Source organism: Salipiger sp. ABF4_146 (genome assembly GCF_056161345.1).
Genome location: NZ_JBSWYX010000006.1, coordinates 80,705 through 100,445, shown reverse-complemented (window position 1 = coordinate 100,445; position 19,741 = coordinate 80,705). Strand labels below are relative to the sequence as shown.

15 protein-coding genes and 1 riboswitch are annotated in these 19,741 nt (G+C 66.1%); of the genes, 8 read left to right on the top strand and 7 right to left on the bottom strand.

The window, feature by feature from the left end; translation table 11 throughout:
• Positions 1 to 32: 32 nt before the first annotated feature.
• From ACXAJT_RS10450 to ACXAJT_RS10440, 3 genes are all read left to right on the top strand, one after another.
• Positions 33 to 2,117, top strand: a complete 2,085-nt coding sequence (locus ACXAJT_RS10450; protein ID WP_475235052.1) for a TonB-dependent siderophore receptor — start codon at positions 33 to 35, stop codon at positions 2,115 to 2,117.
• Complete coding sequence (locus tag ACXAJT_RS10445) at positions 2,063 to 3,337, top strand: MFS transporter (protein WP_475235050.1); 1,275 nt, start codon at positions 2,063 to 2,065, stop codon at positions 3,335 to 3,337. Before ACXAJT_RS10450 ends, ACXAJT_RS10445 begins: the two co-directional genes overlap by 55 nt.
• 119 nt (positions 3,338 to 3,456) lie before the next feature.
• Positions 3,457 to 3,666: riboswitch (cobalamin riboswitch) on the top strand.
• A 130-nt stretch (positions 3,667 to 3,796) separates the two neighbouring features.
• Positions 3,797 to 4,930, top strand: coding sequence for a 5-methyltetrahydropteroyltriglutamate--homocysteine S-methyltransferase (locus ACXAJT_RS10440; protein WP_475235049.1), 1,134 nt, complete (start codon positions 3,797 to 3,799; stop codon positions 4,928 to 4,930).
• An 11-nt stretch (positions 4,931 to 4,941) separates the two neighbouring features.
• On the opposite strand, the gene ACXAJT_RS10435 is transcribed toward ACXAJT_RS10440, so the two are convergent.
• The gene (locus tag ACXAJT_RS10435) at positions 4,942 to 5,856 is read right to left on the bottom strand and encodes a LysR family transcriptional regulator (RefSeq protein WP_475235048.1); all 915 of its coding nucleotides are present in this window, start codon (positions 5,854 to 5,856) and stop codon (positions 4,942 to 4,944) included.
• 159 nt (positions 5,857 to 6,015) lie between these two features.
• On the opposite strand from ACXAJT_RS10435, the gene xdhA reads away from it, so the two are divergent.
• The 5 genes from xdhA to guaD all read left to right on the top strand — a co-directional run bounded on the left by xdhA (position 6,016) and on the right by guaD (position 13,720).
• Complete coding sequence (gene xdhA / locus ACXAJT_RS10430) at positions 6,016 to 7,467, top strand: xanthine dehydrogenase small subunit (protein WP_475235046.1); 1,452 nt, start codon at positions 6,016 to 6,018, stop codon at positions 7,465 to 7,467.
• Positions 7,468 to 7,487: 20 nt separating this feature from the next.
• Positions 7,488 to 9,812 (top strand): xanthine dehydrogenase molybdopterin binding subunit, encoded by a 2,325-nt coding sequence (xdhB, locus tag ACXAJT_RS10425; RefSeq protein WP_475235043.1) that lies wholly within the window; start codon positions 7,488 to 7,490, stop codon positions 9,810 to 9,812.
• On the top strand, positions 9,809 to 10,636 hold the full coding sequence (gene xdhC / locus ACXAJT_RS10420) for a xanthine dehydrogenase accessory protein XdhC (RefSeq protein ID WP_475235041.1): 828 nt from the start codon (positions 9,809 to 9,811) through the stop codon (positions 10,634 to 10,636). Before xdhB ends, xdhC begins: the two co-directional genes overlap by 4 nt.
• Positions 10,637 to 10,704: 68 nt before the next feature.
• A complete protein-coding gene (locus tag ACXAJT_RS10415) occupies positions 10,705 to 12,288 on the top strand; it encodes a permease family protein (RefSeq protein ID WP_475235040.1) in 1,584 nt (527 codons plus the stop codon).
• A gap of 94 nt (positions 12,289 to 12,382) precedes the next feature.
• The gene (gene guaD / locus ACXAJT_RS10410; RefSeq protein ID WP_475235038.1) at positions 12,383 to 13,720 is read left to right on the top strand and encodes a guanine deaminase; all 1,338 of its coding nucleotides are present in this window, start codon (positions 12,383 to 12,385) and stop codon (positions 13,718 to 13,720) included.
• 249 nt (positions 13,721 to 13,969) lie between these two features.
• Here guaD and ACXAJT_RS10405 read toward each other — a convergent pair whose 3' ends face one another.
• The 6 genes from ACXAJT_RS10405 to ACXAJT_RS10380 form a co-directional block, all read right to left on the bottom strand.
• Positions 13,970 to 14,071, bottom strand: coding sequence for a DUF2474 family protein (locus tag ACXAJT_RS10405; protein ID WP_475235036.1), 102 nt, complete (start codon positions 14,069 to 14,071; stop codon positions 13,970 to 13,972).
• Positions 14,071 to 15,078: a cytochrome d ubiquinol oxidase subunit II gene (gene cydB, locus ACXAJT_RS10400; protein WP_475235034.1), complete on the bottom strand. Its 1,008-nt coding sequence runs from the start codon at positions 15,076 to 15,078 to the stop codon at positions 14,071 to 14,073. Before cydB ends, ACXAJT_RS10405 begins: the two co-directional genes overlap by 1 nt.
• 1 nt (position 15,079) lies before the next feature.
• Positions 15,080 to 16,471, bottom strand: a complete 1,392-nt coding sequence (locus tag ACXAJT_RS10395; protein WP_475235033.1) for a cytochrome ubiquinol oxidase subunit I — start codon at positions 16,469 to 16,471, stop codon at positions 15,080 to 15,082.
• Positions 16,472 to 16,826: 355 nt separating this feature from the next.
• Entirely contained in the window at positions 16,827 to 18,356 is a 1,530-nt protein-coding gene (locus tag ACXAJT_RS10390) for a sodium:solute symporter family transporter (protein ID WP_475235031.1), read from the bottom strand.
• Positions 18,357 to 18,496: 140 nt separating this feature from the next.
• Positions 18,497 to 18,697, bottom strand: a complete 201-nt coding sequence (locus ACXAJT_RS10385) for a hypothetical protein (protein WP_475235029.1) — start codon at positions 18,695 to 18,697, stop codon at positions 18,497 to 18,499.
• A gap of 370 nt (positions 18,698 to 19,067) precedes the next feature.
• Positions 19,068 to 19,379 (bottom strand): hypothetical protein, encoded by a 312-nt coding sequence (locus ACXAJT_RS10380; RefSeq protein ID WP_475235026.1) that lies wholly within the window; start codon positions 19,377 to 19,379, stop codon positions 19,068 to 19,070.
• Between the last annotated feature and the right edge of the window lie 362 nt (positions 19,380 to 19,741).

Here is a 19,741-nt window from a genome sequence, read left to right as displayed (position 1 = left end):
AAGACACGGAAAAGTCAGGAGGGACATTGAAAATGCAGGTTTCACGCATCGCACTCGTCGCCGCGTTGCTCGGCGCGCCAGCCGTCGCGCAGCAACCCACCGTCGATCTGGGCACGCTGACGCTGGAAGCGGAAAGCGACGACACGCTTTTACAGGAGGGCTATGTCGGCGAGTCCGGGCGGCAGGCAACGCGCGTCGACACGCCCATCCGCGACATCCCGCAGGCGATCGGCACGGTCACGCAGGACCAGATCGAAGACCAGCAGCCGCGCACCCTTCTGGACACGCTGGGCTATTCCGCTGGCACCAATGTGTCGAACTTCGGCTACGACAGCCGCTATGACGCGGTCTACATCCGCGGCTTCGCATCTTATTACAACGGGCTGTTCCGCGACGGGCTGCGGCAGGCCAACGGCCCCTCTGCATGGTATCGCAACGAGCCCTACACCTTCGAAGGCGCCGCCATTCTCAAGGGGCCGTCGTCGTCCATGTATGGCGTCAGCGGCGCCGGCGGCATCGTCAACGTGATCTCCAAGCGCCCGAAGGAAGAGGCCTTCCGCGAGTTGCAGTTCACCCTCGGCACCGAAGAGCGCAAGGAACTGGCCTTCGACTTCACCGGACCGCTGGACGAGGCGGGCCGGGTGACCTACCGCCTGACCGGGGTGACGCGCGACGCGGACACGCCGCTGGATGGCTATAAGGACGATCTCAACCTGATCGCCCCGGCGCTGCGCTATGAGATCACCGAAGACACGCGCATCACCCTGCTGTCGGAATACGCCGAAGGCGTGCGCGGCGGCACCGCCTCTTACTACAACCCCAGCTATGGCGAGGCGTCTGACCTCTACGTTGGCGATGACGACTACAATGACTTCGTCAACACCCAGTGGCGCATCGGCTACGAGGCCGAACATGATTTCAACGACGCGCTGACCCTGCGCCAGAAGCTGCGCTATTCCGAGGTCGACGCGGACATGGAATACAGCGGCGTCTACGCCACCGAAGCGGGGCTGGGCCGCTACTGGGGCCACTACGTCGAAGATGCTGAAAACCTCGCCATCGACACGATGCTCGAAGGCCGCTTCACCACCGGGCTGGCAAGCCACACGGTGGTCGGCGGCTTTGATTTCTCGCGTTCGTCCTATGACGCGGAATATGCCTTGGGCTACACCTCGGCGGATGCGACCGATGACATGGACCTGCCGTATTACAACGGGCAGGACATGGAACAGCGCGGCATCTACCTGCACGACCAGATCGTCGCGGGCGACTGGACCGTGTTCCTCAGCGGGCGCTACGATTGGGTCGACATCACCACCTTCGACGCCAACGAGAACGGCAGCGACAGCGAGGCCGAGGGCTTTTCGGGGCGCATCGGCGTAAGCTACGCGGTCAATTCGCAACTGTCGGTCTTCGGCAACCTCTCCAGCTCCTTCGTGCCGGTCACCGGGGTGGTCTATTCCGATCCCACCGATCCCGACAGCGCCAGCACCGCCGATCCCACCCGCGGTCTGCAGAAAGAGCTTGGGCTGAAGTACCAGCTGCCCGGCACCCAGAGCCTGATCACCGCGTCGCTGTTCGACATCCGGCAGGAAGACGGGGTGGTGTTCCAGACCGTCGACGCCACCGCCTTCGACGGTCTCAATCAGGTGCAGGTGCCCTACGATCTGCGCTCGCGCGGGGTCGAGCTTGAAGGGCAGGTCAACTTCGGCAGCGGCTTCCGGATGACCGGGGCCTATACCTATCTCGACATGGAAATCGAGGAAGGCGCCACCGGCACCAAAGGCAACACGCTGTCGGCCACGCCCGAGCACAGCGCCTCTGTCTGGGGCTTCTATGAGCCCGAGACCGGCCCGCTGGCGGGCTTCGGCTTTGGCGGCGGTCTGCGCTACGTCGGCGAAAGCTGGGGCGACGACACCAACACCTTCAAGAACGACGACGCCACCTTCGTCGATCTGGCCATGTCCTACGATTTCGGCCAGCTGGGCTATGACAATCTGCAACTGAACGTGAACGTCAAAAACGCCTTCGACGTCGACGACCAGACCTGCAGCGCCGGCTATTGCTACCGCTACGAGGGCCGGACGGCGACGGCGAGCCTGCGCTACCGCTTCTGATGGCGCGGCAGACCACTTCAGGGCCGTGGGGCGTCGTCGGTGCGATCGGCGGCGTCTACATCGCGCAAAGCGTCATCGGCGGCGTCACATGGACGGGTCTGCCGGGCGTGCTGCGGGCGCGGGACCTGCCGCTCGACCAGATCGGTCTGGTCTCGGCCATCGTGCTGCCTTGGGCGCTGAAGTTCCTCTGGGCGCCGTGGATCGAACGCTACCGCCTGCCCGCGCGCGGGCGCGACCGCTCGACGGTGATCGTGCTGGCCGGCGCGGCGGTGGTGATCTCGGTGCTGCTGCTCATGGGTCTGATGGGACCGGTGCCGCTGCTACCCGTGCTTGCGGTGCTGATGATTGCCGCCTTCGCGACGGCGACGGTGGATATCGCCTGCGACGGCTACGCCGTGGACGCGCTGAAGCACACCCCCTACGGCTGGGGCAACGCCGCGCAGGTCGGCGGCGCCTACATCGGTGCGGCCATCGGCGGCGGTGCCTTCCTTGTTCTGGTCGACCGCTTTGGCTGGACCGCCGGGACATGGACCATGGCGGCGGTGATCGCGCTGCTGTGCGTGCCCTTCGCGCGTGTCGCCCGGCGCGGCGAAAGCCGCGAGCGCCCGCATCTGCCAAGCCTGCGCGCGGCGCTGGCCCGGCGCGAGGTGCGGCGGGGTCTGCTTGTTGCGGCGCTTTATGTGATGGCCCAGAAGACGGCGATGGGGATGTTCGGACCGTTCTTCATCGATGCCGGGTACGATCTGGCGCAACTGGGCATTCTGGCCGGGCTGGGCAGCGTCAGCTTGGGCTGTGCGGGCGCGGTGCTTGGCGGCGCTGTCGTGCGCCGCTTCGGGGCGCGGCACGTGCTGATCGCCGCCGTGCTGCTGCAGACCGCGATCCTCGCGGTGGTGGCATTGTCAGCTGACAATATTTGGCTGCCCGCACCAATGGTCGCGCCGGGCGCCATGGTGGCCAGCAGCGCCGTCATGGCCTTTGGATTCGTGGCGCTTTATGGCCAGTTCATGCGGTGGTCCGACCCGCGTCAGGGCGGCGTCGATTTCACCCTGTTCCAATGCATGGACGCGGGAGTGAGCATGCTGGCTGGCATGGGCGCCGGGGCCTTGGCCGAGCATCTTGGCTATGCGGCGTTCTTCGGCATCGCCTGCGCCCTGTCGCTGGCCATGTTGCCGGCGCTCTGGGGCGCGACGGCCCGCTCCGCCAAGGCGGCGCGGGGCTGACATGGACCGCCGGGGGCGATCTGCCGAAGCGCAGCCGCCCCCGGCGGTGAAGCCCGGTCATGTTTTTCATGAGAAGAATGGGCCCGCGCCCCGATTGACCGCGCCGCCGCCAACCCGCAAAACTCTTGGCGATTTCAGGTGCCGCAGAACGCTGCGGAGAATAGGGAATCCGGTGCGAGCCAATCCTCTTGGCAAGGCCCAAGTCCGGAACTGCCCCCGCAACTGTAAGCGGTGAGCCTGCCCGAGATGCCACTGGCGCCCTGCGCCGGGAAGGCCGGAGCCGGCGCTGATCCGCAAGTCAGGAGACCTGCCTGAAACGCTCACCTGTTCCGATCGCGGGGTGCGTATCGGGCGCGGTCTTTTCCGTAACGGTGACATTCCGCGCGCCCTGCTGTCCGCAAGGCGTATCCACTAGCAGGCACGCGGGCCACAGCCCGGTGCCGAACCGAAAGGCATGTCATGACGGCTCATGATCCCAAACTCACCGCCCGCCGCGCCCCCTTCCGCGCTGACCATGTCGGCTCGCTGCTGCGCCCCGATCCGGTGCGAAAGATGCGCGAGGCGGGCGTGCACGGCAAAGACCTGACCTATGTCGAGGACATGGCGGTGCGAGACCTCGTGGCGCTGCAGAAAGAGGCCGGCCTGCACGTCTTTACCGACGGCGAGGTGCGCCGCGCCTTCTGGCACTATGACTTCATGGGGATGCTCGACGGGCTCGACATGAAGCCGTCGCACAAGAGCCTGCCGTTCAAGTCCGAGCACAAGACCCCGCCGATCGCGCCGCATCTGACCGGGCCTCTGGATTTCCCCGACGACCATCCGATGCTGCGGCACTTCACATTCGTGAAGGACCTCGTGACGCCGCAGGACGGCATTGCCAAGATCTCGATCCCCGGTCCCTCGGCCTGCCATTTCCGGCTGGAGCCGGAGAACATCGCGCATGCGCCCTACCGCGATCCCGACCTGCTGTTCCACGACATCGCGCAGACCTACCGCAAGGCGGTGCAGGCGTTCTACGACGCGGGGTGCCGCTATCTGCAGCTTGACGACATCTTCTTTGCCTATCTCGGCGATCCCAAGCAGCGCGCGCAGCGCCGCGACATGGGGCAGGATCCGGACGCTCTGGTCAGCAAATACGCATGGATGCTGGAAGAGGCGATCAAGGACCGGCCCGCCGATATGATCATCGGCATGCACATGTGCCGCGGCAACTTCCGCTCGTCGCATGTGGCCGAGGGCGGTTATGACTTTGCCGCCGATGCGATCTTCAACCAGACCTCGGTGGACGTTTATTTCATGGAATACGACACCGAGCGCGCGGGCGGGCTTGAACCGCTGCGGCTGCTGCCGAAGGGCGACAAGCGGGTCATGGCGGGCTTCATCACCACCAAGACGCCGGGGCTGGAGAGCCTCGACTGGCTGCGGGCCAAGTTTGACGAGGCCGCGCGCTACGTCGACATGGATCAACTCGGTATCGCGCCGCAATGCGGCTTTGCCTCGACCGAGCACGGCAATGCCGTCACGCTGAGCGATCAGCAGCGCAAGCTCGAACTGGTGGTGAAGACCGCAGAGGCGATCTGGAACGACGCCTGAGCCGCCCTGCCCTACGGGTCCAGACCCGATATCTTTGCCCGCGCCGCATTGGCCATGTAGTCGACGAAGAGCCTGATTCTCGGGTCCTGCAGCTTGCGGTGCGGGAACAGGCATCCGAAGGTCGAGGGCATCGGCGGCGTTTGGGGCAGCACTTCGACCAGCGCGCCGCTTTTCAGGTGGCGCGCCACTTCCAGCCGCGGACGGTTGGCAATGCCCTGCCCCTCCAGCGCCCATGCGGTCAGCACGTCGCCGTCATCGGCATCGAACCGGCCAGCCACTTCCAGCCGCCGCAGCCCGGTCTCTGTCTGCAGTTGCCAGAAGTACTCGGGCGAACGGGGGTAGCGCAGCAGCAGGCAGTTATGACGCCCGCCCAGCAAATCTTCGGGCGTTTCCGGGGTGCCGCGCGCCTTTAGATAGCTGGGCGCGGCGCAGAGCACGCGTGGGCAGTCGTAGATTTGCCGCAGCTTGAAATTGGAATCCCGCGCCACACCGAGGAAGAAGGCCACATCCAGCCGCTCGGCCATCAGGTCGACCTGACGGTCCGACAGCCGCATCTGCACCTGCACCTCGGGGTAGGCCTCGGTGAAGGCGGGCACCAGCGGCGCGACGATCCGGCGCCCGATACCCAAGGGCGCCGTCACCCGCAGCGCCCCGCGCGGGGTTTCCGAGAAGTTGGCCACCACCGCCTCGGCCTCCTCCACCGAGGCAAGCACGGATTTCGCCTGATCGTAGAACACCCGCCCCACCTCGGTCGGGCTGATCGAGCGGGTGGTGCGGTTGAACAGCCGCACACCCAGGCGGCTTTCCAGTTCCTTGATCCGCTTGCTGGCCACCGCCGGGGTCAGGCGCAGGTCACGCCCGCCCGAGGTGATGCTGCCCAGTTCAACGACCCGGACAAACACCCGCAGGCTTTCGATATATTGCATTGGCCCTCTCCTTCGGCGCCCGGGATACTACGCTGCCTGCCGGAGTATTATAAACAATCTGTATAAAGTCCTTGGCGAAACCACGCGTATTCAGAACGAATACCTTCCGCTAGCGTCGCCTCCAATCACCCAGCCACATGCTCAGCCACGGAGGGATGCATGACGCACCGAAGCGAGATCCGCTTTCTGCTCAACGGACGGGCCGTGAGCCTGTCTCAGGTTCCGGCGACGCAAACGCTGCTCGACTTCCTGCGGCTGGATCGTCGCCTGACCGGCACCAAGGAAGGCTGCGCCGAGGGCGATTGCGGGGCCTGCACCGTGCTTGTCGGTCGCCTGCATGACGGTGCGCTGCGCTACGAGACGGTGAACGCCTGCATCCGCTTCACCGCCTCGCTCGATGGGTGCCATGTGGTGACCATCGAGCATCTTTCCGGCCCGGACAGCGCGCTACACCCGGTGCAGCGGGCGATGGTCGAGCATCACGGCGCGCAATGCGGCTTTTGCACGCCGGGCATCGTGATGTCGCTCTATGCGCTGTGGATGCAGACCCCGCAGCCGACCGAGACGCAGGTCGAGACCGCGCTGCAGGGCAACCTCTGCCGCTGCACCGGCTACGCGCCGATCATCCGCGCCGCCGTGGCGGTGAGCGAACATGGCACGCCAGAGGCGGATCATCTGATCGCAGTGCGCGATCGCGTGACGGAGGATCTGAGCGCCCTGCAAGATGGCCGCCGGGTCGAGATCGGCCCCGAGGACAACCGCGCCATTCTGCCCGCCGATCTGGATGATTTCGCCGACGTCTATGCCGCGCATCCGCAGGCGACGGTGATCGCGGGCTCCACCGATGTCGGCCTTTGGGTGACCAAGTTCCTGCGCCCGATCTCTCCCGCCATCTTCATCGCGCATCTGCCGGAGCTGAAGACGGTCGAGGTCACGCCGGAGGCGATCACCCTCGGTGCCGGGGTCAGCTATTCCGAACTCCAGCCGCTGATCGCCGGACACCTGCCGCATCTGAGCGACTACTGGGACCGCATCGCGGGCTGGCAGGTGCGCAACATGGGCACGATCGGCGGCAATATCGCCAATGGCTCGCCGATCGGTGACACGCCCCCGGTGCTGATCGCGCTTGGCGCCGAGGTGACGCTGCGCCGGGGTGCGGAACGGCGCAGCCTGCCGCTGGAAGACTTCTTCATCGACTACGGCAAGCAGGACCGCAAGCCCGGCGAATTCGTCGAGAGCATCCGTGTGCCGCTGCCCGCAGCCCACACCCGCTGCGCCGCCTACAAGATCTCCAAGCGACGGGACGAGGACATCTCTGCCGTCGCCGCCGGGTTCAGCGTCACCGTCGAGGGCGGTGTGATCCAGAGCGCTCGCATCGCGCTTGGCGGCATGGCCGCCACGCCGAAACGCGCCGGAAAAGCCGAGGCCGCGCTGCGGGGCCAGCCGTGGAGCGAGGCCAGCTTTGCCGCCGCCGCCCACGCCATGGGTGAGGAGTTCGCGCCGCTCAGCGACTGGCGGGCCAGCGCCGACTACCGGATGCGCGTGGCGCAGAACCTGCTGCGGCGGTTCTTTCTCGAACAGGACGGCGCGCCCGTCCGCCTGAGCGCCTGAGCGCCTGAGGGAGAAGAGACATGAAACACCAGCCCAACATCCGCGGCGCGGTCCACGAGGACCGCCAGCACGACAGCGCGATCAAGCATGTGCGTGGCCTTGCCGACTACACCGATGACATTGCCGAACCGGCGGGCACGCTGCACGCCTATCTGGGTGTCTCCGCTGTGGCCCACGCCACGCTGAAAGACATCGACCTCCGCGCCGTGCGCGCCGCGCCGGGCGTCGTCGATGTGCTCACCGCCGCTGATATCCCCGGCCACAACGACATCAGCCCCACCGGGCGCGGCGACGAGCCGGTCTTTCCCACGGAGAAAATCGAGTTCCACGGCCAGCCCCTGTTCGCGGTGATCGCCGAGACCCGCGACGCCGCCCGCCGCGCCGCCGCGCTGGCCGAGGTCGACGCCGAGGTTCTGCCCCACGCGCTGGCTCCGATCACGGCGCAGGCGGCGGGCTATCCCGATGTCACCGATCCGCTGAAGCTGGAGCGCGGAGAGGTCGACACCGCGATGACCGCCGCGCCGCACCGGCTGCAGGGGCGGCTCTCGGTCGGCGGGCAGGATCACATGTATCTTGAAGGGCAGATCGCCTTCGCCCTGCCGGGCGAGGATGACGACGTGATCGTGCATTGCTCGACCCAACACCCGAGCGAGGCGCAGCACATGGTGGCGCATGTCTTGGGCGTGCCCTCGAACGCCGTGGTGGTCAACGTGCGGCGCATGGGCGGCGGCTTTGGCGGCAAGGAAAGCCAGATGAACCTTTTCGCCGTGGTCGCCGCGATGGCCGCCAAGCGGCTGAACCGCCCGGTGAAAATTCGCCCCGACCGAGATCAGGACATGACGGCGACGGGCAAGCGCCACGACTTCGTCATCGACTACGACGTGGCGTTCGACGGCGCGGGCCGCATTCGCGCGGTGGACGGCAACTTTGCTGCGCGCTGCGGCTGGTCGTCGGATCTGTCGGGGCCAGTCACCGACCGCGCGCTGTTCCACGCCGACAACGCCTATTTCTACCCGCATGTGCGGCTGCAAAGCCGCCCGATGAAAACCAACACCGTCTCGAACACCGCCTTTCGCGGCTTTGGCGGGCCGCAGGGCGTGGTCGCCGCCGAGCGGATGATCGAAGAGATCGCCTATGCGCTCGGCAAGGACCCGCTGGAGGTGCGCAAGGCGAACTTCTACGGCGACACCCATGATGGGCGGAACCTGACGCCCTACCATCAGCAGGTCACCGACAACATCATCGGCCGCGTGGTCTCGGAACTGGAAGAAAGCTGCGACTACCAGCAGCGCCGCCGTGACATTCTGGCGTTCAACGCGCAGGGCGGCGTGCTGCGCAAGGGCATCGCGCTGACCCCGGTGAAGTTCGGCATCTCCTTCACCGCCACGCATTACAATCAGGCCGGCGCGCTGATCCACGTCTATTCCGACGGCTCGATCCACCTCAACCACGGCGGCACCGAGATGGGTCAGGGGCTCAACACCAAGGTAGCGCAGGTGGTGGCCGACGCGTTTCAGGTGGATTTCGAGCGCATCAAGATCACCCGCACCACCACCGAGAAAGTGCCCAACACCTCCGCCACCGCGGCCTCGTCAGGCTCGGACCTCAATGGCATGGCGGCGCTGGATGCCGCCGACCAGATCAAGGCGCGGCTGGTCGAGTTTGCCGCCGGGCACTGGGGCGTCGCGCCCGAAGAGGTGCGCTTCGTGCCGGGGCATCTGCAGGTGGGCGCGCAGCTTCTGCCGTGGGAGCAGGTCATCAAGGCGGCCTACATGGCGCGCGTGCATCTTTCGGCGGCGGGCTTCTACAAGACGCCCGACATCCACTGGGACCGCGCCGCGGGCAAAGGGCGACCCTTCTACTACTACGCCTATGGCGCGTCCTGCTCGGAGGTCACCATCGACACGCTAACCGGTGAGTACCGGGTGGAGCGCACCGATATCCTGCATGACGTCGGGCGCTCGCTGAACCCGGTGCTCGACCGCGGGCAGGTCGAGGGTGCCTTCGTGCAGGGCATGGGCTGGCTGACCACCGAAGAGCTGTGGTGGGACGACAAGGGCGCGCTGCGAACCCATGCGCCCTCGACCTACAAGATCCCGCTCGCCTCGGACCGGCCGCGCGTCTTCAACGTGAACCTCGCCGAATGGTCGCAGAACCGCGAGCGCACCATCAAGCGCAGCAAGGCGGTGGGAGAGCCGCCCTTCATGCTGGGCATCTCGGTCTTCGAGGCGCTGTCGATGGCCGTCGCCAGCGTCGCGGACTACCGCGAATGCCCGCGCCTCGACGCCCCCGCCACGCCTGAGCGCGTGCTGATGGCGGTCGAGCGGCTGGCGGGACGGTCATGAGTGCGCTCGACGCCTTTCTGGCTGCGCCCGGCCCGCTCGCGCGGGTGCGGCTGAGCCGGGTGCGCGGCTCGTCGCCACGCGAGGCAGGATGCGAGATGTATGTCAGCGAGACCTCCCGCCAAGGCACCATCGGCGGCGGCCAGCTTGAACACCGCGCCATCGCCGCGGCGCGGGCGCTGCTGGCGCGCGGCGATCTGGCGGAAACGCTGGACGTGCCGCTCGGTCCCGAGATCGGGCAATGCTGCGGCGGGCGGGTCGAGGTTTCACTCACCCGCATGAGCACGCAGGACCGGCACGCGGCGCGGGCAAGGGCGGCAGAGGAGGTCGCCGCGCTGCCCATGGTGCAGATCCACGGCGCGGGTCACGTCGGCCGGGCTCTGGCGGATCTGCTGCAGCACCTGCCGGTGCGCTGTGTGCTGGTGGACAGCCGTTCCGAGGAACTGGCGCTGAGCACCGCGCAGGTCGAGACCGCACTCACCCCGCTGCCCGAGATCGAGATCGCCATGGCCCCGCCGGGCAGCGCCTTCATCGTGCTGACCCATGACCACGCGCTCGACTTTCTTTGTGCGTCGACGGCGCTGCAACGTCAGGACGCACGCTACGTCGGGCTGATCGGCTCGGCCACCAAGCGCGAGAAGTTCCACCGCTTCGCGCGGGATCAGTGCGAGGAGCTAGAGACCCACGCGCTCACCTGCCCGATCGGCGCGCAGGGCAGCCGCGACAAGCGCCCCGAGGTGATCGCCGCCTTTGTCGTGGCCGAGGTTCTGACCGCCCTCACCAGCCAGCACGGCGCGGCGCAGCCCATGGCCTTCGCCGCCGAGTAACCCCCGCGACCGCCCGAAGAGGAGCGGGCGGCGCAGGGACAACCGCAAGCAACCCGAGGAGATCCCACATGCGGGAAGGGACGTACCACTACAGGCTGTTCTCACGCAGCGATTTCAGCGCCTTCTGGGCGCTGTTTACCGACAACCTGATCAACCTGATGGTGCTGGCGGGCGTCTGTCAATTCGTCTTTGGCATGCCCGCCGAGATCGTCTATGGCCGCATCCTGCCCGGCGCGGCGGTGGCGATCCTGTCGGGCGTCGCGGCCTATGTCGTGCTGGCCAAACGCGCCGCCGCACGCCATGGGCGCGATGTCACCGCCCTGCCCTACGGCATCTCGACGCCGGTGATGTTCGTCTATCTCTTCGGTGTCATCGGGCCGATCTACTGGGCCACGAATGATCCAATGCTGGCGTGGCAGGTCGGCATCGGCGCGGGCTTCATGGGCGGCATCGTCGCCGCGCTTGGCGCCATCGTCGGGCCGTGGCTGAAGCGGGTCACGCCGCGCGCCGGGATGCTCGGCACGCTCTGCGGCATCGCGCTGGTGTTCATCGGCACCGTGCCGCTGGCCACGGTGTTCGAGCAACCCTATGTCGGGTTCGCGTCGATGATCATCATCCTGTGGGGGCTCGTCGGGCGGTTTCGCCTGCCGTTCAACATCCCCGCGGGTTTGCTGGCGCTGATCGTGGGCACCGCCGTGGCCTTCAGCATCGGCGAGGCGCGGCTCAGCCCCGAGGGCACCGGCTTCTATCCGCCGCTGCCTTATCTGGGCGATCTGATCGCGGGCATCCAGCACCTCTTTGCCAATCCCGAGCTGTTCCTCGTGCTGGTGCCGGTGCAGATCTACAACTTCATAGAGACGATGAACAACGTCGAGAGCGCCGAAAGCGCCGGCGATCACTACCCGGTCGGCGTGTGCCAGATCACCGACGGGCTGGGCACGATGATCGGTGCCGTGTTCGGCTCGCCCTTCCCCACCACGGCCTATATCGGCCATCCGGCCTACAAGCGTATGGGCGCGCACGCCGGCTATATCATCGGCATTGCCGTGGTGATCCCGCTGGCCGCCTTCCTCGGGCTGCTCGCGTTCCTCAACAACCTGATCCCCGAGGCCGCCGCCGCGCCGGTTCTGGTCTTCGTCGCGCTGAGCCTGATCACCAACACCGCCCATTGCGTGAAGCCCGCGCATATGGCCGCCGTGACCATCGCCATGATGCCGCATGTGTCGTCTTTCCTGATGATCAAATGGGGCGCGCTGATGGGCGCGCTGCAGGCGACCGGCGCCGAGGCGCTGCCGCAACTGGGCGATGAGGCGCTGACCGCGGCACTGCTGCAGCAGGGCGCGCATTTCGCCGGGCATCAAGCGCTGAGCCAGGGCGCGATCCTGACCGGGCTGATCTGGGGCGCCATCGTCGCCAGCGTGATCGACGGGCGGTTCCGCAACGCCGGGGGCTTCGCGCTGGCCGCCGCACTGATGTCGCTGGTGGGGATCATCCACGGTGCCAGCTTGCACTGGCCCGCGCTTGGCCCCGTGTCGGCCGGTTACCTGATCGCCGCCGCCTTCCTCTACATCTATCCGCGCTTCCACCGCGAGGGCGCGGCGCAAAACGAGAGCGTGGTGGTCGAGGAGCCGTCTGCCGCGCCCGCGGAGTGATCCGGGCAGAGCCATCCTCACCCCACCGCCGCGGGCCGCATCCCGGCCCGCGCCCCTATCCCTCTCCCAACCAGTTCCCCTGAAAGGTGACCCCATGAAGACCGATCAAGTGCTGCTGCGCGGACGCATCCTCAGCTTCACCGCCGAACCGCAGGGCCCCGAGGACCAAGCCGCCTATCGCTACATCGAGGATGGGGCGATCCTGATCGCGGGCGGCCTCATCCGCGGCACCGGCACCTTTGACCAACTGTCGCGGCAGGCTCCAAGCGTGCCGGTGGTCGACCATCGCCCGCACCTGTTGATGCCGGGCTTCATCGATACCCACATCCATTTCCCGCAGGTGCAGGTCATCGCCTCGTGGGGGGCGCAGTTGCTCGACTGGCTGAACAGCTACACCTTCCCCGAAGAGACTCGCTTTGCCGATCCGGCGCATGCCGAAGCGATGGCCGAGTGGCTCATGGGCCAGCTCTGTGCCCATGGCACGACCAGCGCCGTCGCCTATGCGTCGGTCCACGAGACCTCCGCCGAGGCGTTCTTCGCTGCGGCCGCGCGCCGCGATATGAGGATGATCGGCGGCAAGGTGTTGATGGACCGCAACGCCCCCGAGGCGCTGCGCGACACGCCGCAATCGGGCTATGACGCGACCAAGCGGCTGATCGCCCGCTGGCATGGCAAGGGCCGCGCCAGCTATGCGATCACCCCGCGCTTTGCCATCACCTCCAGCCCCGAACAGATGGAGATGGCCGGTGCGCTCAGCGCCGAACACCCGGAATGCTACGTGCAGACCCATCTGTCGGAGAACCGCGACGAGATCGCCTATACCCTCAGCCTCTATCCCGAGGCGCCCGACTACCTTGGCGTCTACGAGCGCTACGGGCTGCTTGGCCCCAAGGCGCTGCTTGGCCATTCGATCCACCTTGAACCGCGCGAGATCGACCTGCTGGCCGAGACCGGTGCGAAGCCGGTGTTCTGTCCGACGTCGAACCTCTTCCTTGGCAGCGGCCTCTTCGATGACGCGGGCCTGCGCGGGCGCGGCATGTGCAACGCCATCGCAACCGACGTCGGCGCGGGCACCAGCTATTCGATGCTGCAGACGTTGAACGAGGCCTACAAGGTGCTGCAACTGCAGGGGCAGAAGCTGCATCCCCTGCGCGCCTTCCACTGGATCACCCGCGGCAACGCCGTGGCGCTGGGGCTGGAGCATAAGATCGGCACGCTGGAGCCGGGCACCGAGGCCGATATCGTGGTGCTCGACTCATCGGCCACCGAACCGATGGCGCTGCGCATGCAGCGGGCCGGGACGTTAAGTGAGGAGCTCTTCGTGCTGCAGATGCTGGGCGATGACCGCGCCGTGGCCGAGACCTATGTGGCGGGCATGCCGCAGAAGCGCGGCTTGCGCGCCGCGCCGCAGCCGGCGCTGCAGATGGCTTGAACGGGCGGGTTGGTCCTCCGGAAACCCTGCGCGTGATGAACGGTATCTGCGTGCGCGGCAATCGTATCTTGTCAGTTCCGGAGGCGCCGCACCCATGCGCAAGACCGGCGTGGGCGTGGGGCAGCGCCCTGTGAGGGCTCTTTCCGAGCCTGTCGCGGGGCGGCTCCGGTCGGAACCGGCCTGATTGCCCCGCGACCAGCAGAAGTGCGCACCACACGCATTCCGCCGCCTCATGGCCCACCCCCGGCCCTAATACGGCAGCGCCAGCCGGATCAGCAGGGCCAGAGCGCCGACGCAGGCGACCCCGGCCAGCCATAGCCCGACGAACCAAAGAAGCCGCTTGCCGGGCATCAGTGGTAGCCCTCGGACGGGTCGATCTTGCCGCGGAACACCCAATAGGCATAGGCGGTGTAGGCAAGAATGATCGGGATCAGGATCACCGTCCCGACCAGAGCGAACAACAGGCTGCTGTCCGGCGCCGCCGCTTCGACGATGGTCAGCGACGGCGGCACGATCATCGGGTAGAAGCTGATGCCGATGCCGATGAAGCCCAGCACGAAGAACCCCAGCGCCGAGAAGAACGGCAGCCTGTCTCCGCCGCCGCGCAAGCCCTTCCAGAGCCCCGCCGCGCAGAGCAGCACCAGCACCGGGACCGCCACGGTGAAGAACAGCGAGCCGCCGCTGAACCAGCGCTGGAAATAAATCTCGTCCTGCAGCGGAGTGAGCAGCGACACCAACCCGAGGAAGACCACGGTTGCCAGCCCCAGCGGCAGCGCGATGCGGCGCATCTGGTCGTGCACCTCGCCCTCGAGCTTCATCACCAGCCAAGTGGCGCCCAGCAGCGCATAGCCCGCCGCCACCGCCAGTCCGGTCAGCAGCGAGAACGGCGAAAGCCAGTCCCACCATCCGCCCGCGTATTCGCGCCCGACCACCTCGATGCCCTGCACCAAACCGCCGAGGGTCATGCCCTGCGAAAACCCCGCCACCAGCGAGCCGCCGAAGAAGGCGAAATCCCACAGCCGTTTCCAGCGCTTGGTGCGCCAGCGGTACTCGAAGGCCACGCCGCGGAAGATCAGCGCCAGCAGCATCAGGATGATCGGCACGTAAAGCGCCGGCATCACCACCGCATAAGCCAGCGGGAACACCGCGAAGAGGCCGCCGCCGCCCAGCACCAGCCATGTCTCGTTGCCGTCCCAGATGGGGGCCACCGAGTTCATCATCACGTCGCGATCCTGTTCGGACTTGGCCAGCGGGAACAGGATGCCGACGCCGAGGTCGAACCCGTCGAGGATCACATAGACCAGCACCGCAAAGGCGATGATGCCCGCCCAGATGAAGGAAAGCTCCAGTCCGAACATGTCAGTCGCTCCTCTCGCTGTGCTGGGCAAGGCCGGGGGTGATGCCCGCGGTGCGGATCGGGCCGTCGCGCAGGCCAAGGCGCGACGTGTCCGGCGTCTTGCGCATCATCCGCAGCAGATAGAAGGTGCCCGCGCCGAAGACGAAGAAATACACCACGACAAAGCCGATGAGCGAGGTCGTGACCGCAGGCAGATCAAGCGGCGAGTGGCTCTCGGAGGTGCGCAGCAGCCCGTAGACCGTCCACGGCTGGCGCCCCACTTCGGTGGTGATCCAGCCCGCCAGCACCGCGACAAACCCCATTGGGCCATGCGCCACCGAGGCGCGCAACAGCCACGGGTCCTGGTAAAGCCAGCCGCGCCAGCGCGCCCAGAGGCCCCAGAGCCCCAAGCCGAGGAAGGCAAAGCCAAGCGCCACCATCACGCGGAATGACCAGAAGACGATCCAGACCGGCGGCTGATCCTCGCGCGGGAACTCCGAGAGCGCCGGAATTTGCCCGTCCCAGCTGTGGGTCAGGATCAGCGAGCCAAGGTGCGGGATCTCCAGCGCGTAGTCGAGTTCCTGATTTTCCTGATCCGGAATGGCGAAGAGCACCAGCGGCACGCCGCCCTCGTGGCTCTCGAAGTGGCCCTCCATGGCGGCGACCTTGGCGGGCTGGTGTTCGAGCGTGTTGAGGCCGTGCTGGTCGCCGGCGAAAATCTGCAGCGGCGCGGTGATCACCAGCATCCACATCGCCATCGACAGGCTTTTCTTCGATACCGGATGGCCGGGGTGTTTCAGCAACTGCCACGCAGACGCCCCGCCGACCACAAGCGCCGTGGACAGATAGGCCGCCAGCACCATGTGCACCAGCCGGTAGGGGAAGGACGGGTTGAAGACGATCTGCCACCAGTCCTCGGGCACGAACTGACCGTTCTCGGCGATCGAGAACCCGGCGGGCGTGTGCATCCAGCTGTTCACCGACAGGATCCACGTGGCCGAGACCAAGGTGCCGAAGGCGACCATGAAGGTGGCGAGCATGTGCAGCCCATCGCCCACCCGCTTGCGCCCGAACAGCATGATCCCCAGAAAGCCCGCCTCAAGAAAGAAGGCGGTCAGCACCTCGTAGGCCATCAGCGGCCCGATCACCGGCCCGGCCTTGTCGGAGAAGACCGACCAGTTGGTGCCGAACTGGTAGGACATGACGATGCCCGACACCACGCCCATGCCGAAGGCGACTGCGAAGATCTTTTTCCAGAAATTGAACAGCGACAGGTATCGACCGTCGCGCGTCCAGAGCCATGCACCGTTGAGCACGGCGAGATAACTGGCCAACCCGATCGAGAAGGCCGGGAAGATGATGTGGAACGACACCGTGAAGGCGAACTGGAGCCGGGCGAGAACTTCTGCGGTCATGAGAGCTTCCGTCGAAGGGTGGCTATCGTTTGAGCTAGCCCCGCCCGCGTGCATTGCAATCTGCCATTGCGCTCCCGGCGTTTCCGGGCTGCGCTGCGGACGGGCTGCGTGTGTTACAGGGGATACGCCGCAGAGGCCCGTCTGGATCACCTCGGCGCTTCACGGCCCCGGCATGACCGCATTCGCAGGTGCCGTGCCGCGGGTTTCCTGCGGGCCGGACCCACTTCAGGGCGCAAAGGTGATCTCTTCGCCGGGACCGACCGAGAGCGGGCAAAAAGGCCGCCCTTGCGCACGTCGACGAGACGCCAAGGCCGCGGCGCTGTACTTGCCCCAGCGCCACGGCCATTTGACAACTCTACCAGAACGCGATCAGGATCGCGGACATGGCGACCGCCAGCACCGCGCCCCACAGGCGCACATCCATCAGCGGGCTGTGCCCCGTGGCATCCTTGGCCAGCGCCGTCTTTGCGCGCCAGATCACGTCTTCCGAGGGCTCTTCCACAACGGGGAAGACCACCGACAGCCCCCACAGCACGGCGCAGGACAGCACAGTCATCACCACCACCGTCACGGTGTAATGCAGCGGCCACAGATCGACCTGCCCCAATACAAACAGCAGCACCCCCAGCGCATGCATCGACAGCAGCGTCCCAAAGGCCGCCTTCTCGCTCATCTTCGGGCTGAGCGCGCCCAGCAGATAGACCGCGACGATCGGCGGCACGATGATCGAAAACGCCTGCTGCAGATACGACCAGATGCCCCCGGCGTATTGGATGAGCGGCGCGACGATCACCGCAACGACCATGAAGCTCAGCGTGCAGATCGTGCCGTACTTGCGGCTGGTCTCGGGGCTCACCGGGTCTTCAGGCCGGGTGACGAAGTCATGCACCACCAAGGTCGAGGAGCTGTTGAGCGTCGAGTCCACCGTCGACATGATCGCCGCCACCAGACCCGAGAGCACGAGGCCGGTCAGACCGGCAGGCAGGATCTGCGTGATCATCACCGGAAACACCATGTCCTGCTCGGGCACATCCGGCAGCAGCGACACGGCCATCGCCCCGGGCAGCACCATGATGAACAGCGGCAGGCATTTGAGCAGGCCGCCGATGATTGCGCCGCGCTGTGCCTGTTCGAGCCCCTTGGCCCCCAGAACGCGCTGCACGATGTACTGGTTGGTCACCCAGTACCAAAAGCCGAGGATCCAGACGCCAAACAGCAGCCCCGGCCATGGCAGGTTCGGGTCGTCCATGGGCTTGATGAGGTCCAGATGCCCGTCCGGCAGCGCGTCGCGCACGTTGTCCCACGAGAAGCCGAGCGATTGAAACATCAAGAACGCGGTGATCGCGCAGCCGAAGATGAGCACCACCGCCTGCAGAACATCCGTGTAGACCACGGCTTTCAGACCGCCCGAAGCGGCGTATCCGCCCGCGAACACACCAATAGTGATGCAACTCACCCAGAGCGGCACATCCGGGAAGAAAGTGGTCAGCACGACGCCGCCCGCGTAGAGGCCGCCGGCGGTGTCGACAAAGACCGTAAAGAGGATCGTCAGACCGGAAAAATACAGTCTCACCCGGCGCGAATAGCGGCGATCCAGCCACTCCGGCGTCGTGGTGATTTTCGACTTCAGATAGAGCGGCGCGAAGATGAACGCCAAGAACAGCAACGGGATGCCCGACATCCACTCGAAGGCCGAGGTGGCGATGCCGGTCGCATAGGCCGAGCCGGTCAGCCCGATGATGGTTGTTGTCGAAATGTTCGATGCAAAGAGCGAAAATCCAATCGCAGGCCAGCCTAGGGATCGTCCCGCCAGAAACAGGTCATCGCCGGTCTTGGTTCTGCGCGAGACATAGACGCCGATCGCCAGAACAATGATGAGATACAACGCAATGACCGCCAAATCTAACGACGAAATCTTCGACTGAACGGATTCCACCGTGGTCTCCTTTTCAATTTAATGCGGCGCGACGCCGGCCTCTGGCTGCGCCCGCGTCGGCGCGAGGCATCGGCACCACGCGCAGGGTCTCAAGTGCGGTCGCGTTTGCTTTCGGAGGTACCAATCTGATCCCCACCCCGACGACCGGGCTGCTTCGCGGAGCCTTTGGCGTTCTCGTTCAGGTCGGTTCTCTGGTGCCCGGCGGGATCAATCTGCTGGCTGCGCTGGTCGATCGTATTGTCGCCTGCGTCTCGATGCTCGCGGCTTCTTTCGGCTGGAATATTTGGCATAGGTGCGTTCTCCCTTCGGTTGAACCCTCTTTCCGCCAACGCAGCCAGTGGCGGCATGTTCCATGACCGGCCACCCGGTGCCTCGACAGGGTCGGGAAAGACCCGCTGGCAATTGGGCGAAGGAAGGCGCTGCGAGGACCGGAGAAGACGCGTTCAGACGGAGGTGGCGCCCGTGCAAAGGCCAACCGACCGAAGGTGCGTTTGCCGCGCGCTGGAAACCGGCCCGCTCACGGCGGACGCCAGACGCGCCAGCGAGCTTTGCGGCCCGCAGTGTCTCAGTGGGGTTCAAAGAGCCCTAGGGACCTTACGCAGCTAAAGATTGCGCGCATCCGGCGCAGCCAAGACTTGATGGTCTGGCAAGCGGTGCGGCTCAGATCTCTGGTGGCAGGTCCGAAGGCAGTTCCACCGGCATATCGGGCGCTTCGCTTGGCGCATCGGGCGGTGCTTCCTGCGGCGGCTCAGGCGTTTCCTCGGGCTCCGGAGGGGTTTCAACCGGCGGTGGCTCTGGAGGATCAGCAAGGCGCAGCGCTTGCTGTCCGCGCCGCCGGTTCATGGCCGGACGCGGCGGACGCAGGGCGATCACGAGGGAACTGCCACGCGACCTCGCTGGCGCAACGGCAGCGAAGAAAGAGCATCCGCCGGAACGGGTCCTCAGTTCCCGCAGGTTTCGCGTTTTGGTCATGACCTCACCTCCGGCGCCACATACGGCAGCATCTCGGCCAAGTTGCAGAATACCCAGAACGGGCGCGCCGCGCATTGAGCCGTATCAACCGCGCGCGAGTGACGCTGGCCCGTGCGCCGCGAGACCGCAGCAGAGGGTCAATGGTCTTTCTGCCGAGCGACGCAGACACCCCCGTCGCCATACGCCAAGCGCGGGGCGCCCTGCCCGCGGCCCGAAAATTCTGCGGCGGGGCCGAAGGCAATCTTCAGATTTTCGGATATTCTGTTATCCCGCTACAACCTTAAAGGGAATCTTTGTCCTTTTAAGAAAATCCATTTTCTTGCAGCCGCGTGATTTGGTATTCTAATACCTCATCGCAAGGT

Coding starts and splice junctions, on each gene's coding strand:
- ACXAJT_RS10450 (WP_475235052.1), top strand. CDS start 33: ATGCAGGTTTCACGCATCGCACTCGTCGCCGCGTTGCTCGGCGCGCCA.
- ACXAJT_RS10440 (WP_475235049.1), top strand. CDS start 3,797: ATGACGGCTCATGATCCCAAACTCACCGCCCGCCGCGCCCCCTTCCGC.
- ACXAJT_RS10435 (WP_475235048.1), bottom strand. CDS start 5,856: ATGCAATATATCGAAAGCCTGCGGGTGTTTGTCCGGGTCGTTGAACTG.
- xdhA (WP_475235046.1), top strand. CDS start 6,016: ATGACGCACCGAAGCGAGATCCGCTTTCTGCTCAACGGACGGGCCGTG.
- xdhB (WP_475235043.1), top strand. CDS start 7,488: ATGAAACACCAGCCCAACATCCGCGGCGCGGTCCACGAGGACCGCCAG.
- xdhC (WP_475235041.1), top strand. CDS start 9,809: ATGAGTGCGCTCGACGCCTTTCTGGCTGCGCCCGGCCCGCTCGCGCGG.
- ACXAJT_RS10415 (WP_475235040.1), top strand. CDS start 10,705: ATGCGGGAAGGGACGTACCACTACAGGCTGTTCTCACGCAGCGATTTC.
- guaD (WP_475235038.1), top strand. CDS start 12,383: ATGAAGACCGATCAAGTGCTGCTGCGCGGACGCATCCTCAGCTTCACC.
- ACXAJT_RS10405 (WP_475235036.1), bottom strand. CDS start 14,071: ATGCCCGGCAAGCGGCTTCTTTGGTTCGTCGGGCTATGGCTGGCCGGG.
- cydB (WP_475235034.1), bottom strand. CDS start 15,078: ATGTTCGGACTGGAGCTTTCCTTCATCTGGGCGGGCATCATCGCCTTT.
- ACXAJT_RS10395 (WP_475235033.1), bottom strand. CDS start 16,471: ATGACCGCAGAAGTTCTCGCCCGGCTCCAGTTCGCCTTCACGGTGTCG.
- ACXAJT_RS10385 (WP_475235029.1), bottom strand. CDS start 18,697: ATGCCAAATATTCCAGCCGAAAGAAGCCGCGAGCATCGAGACGCAGGC.
- ACXAJT_RS10380 (WP_475235026.1), bottom strand. CDS start 19,379: ATGACCAAAACGCGAAACCTGCGGGAACTGAGGACCCGTTCCGGCGGA.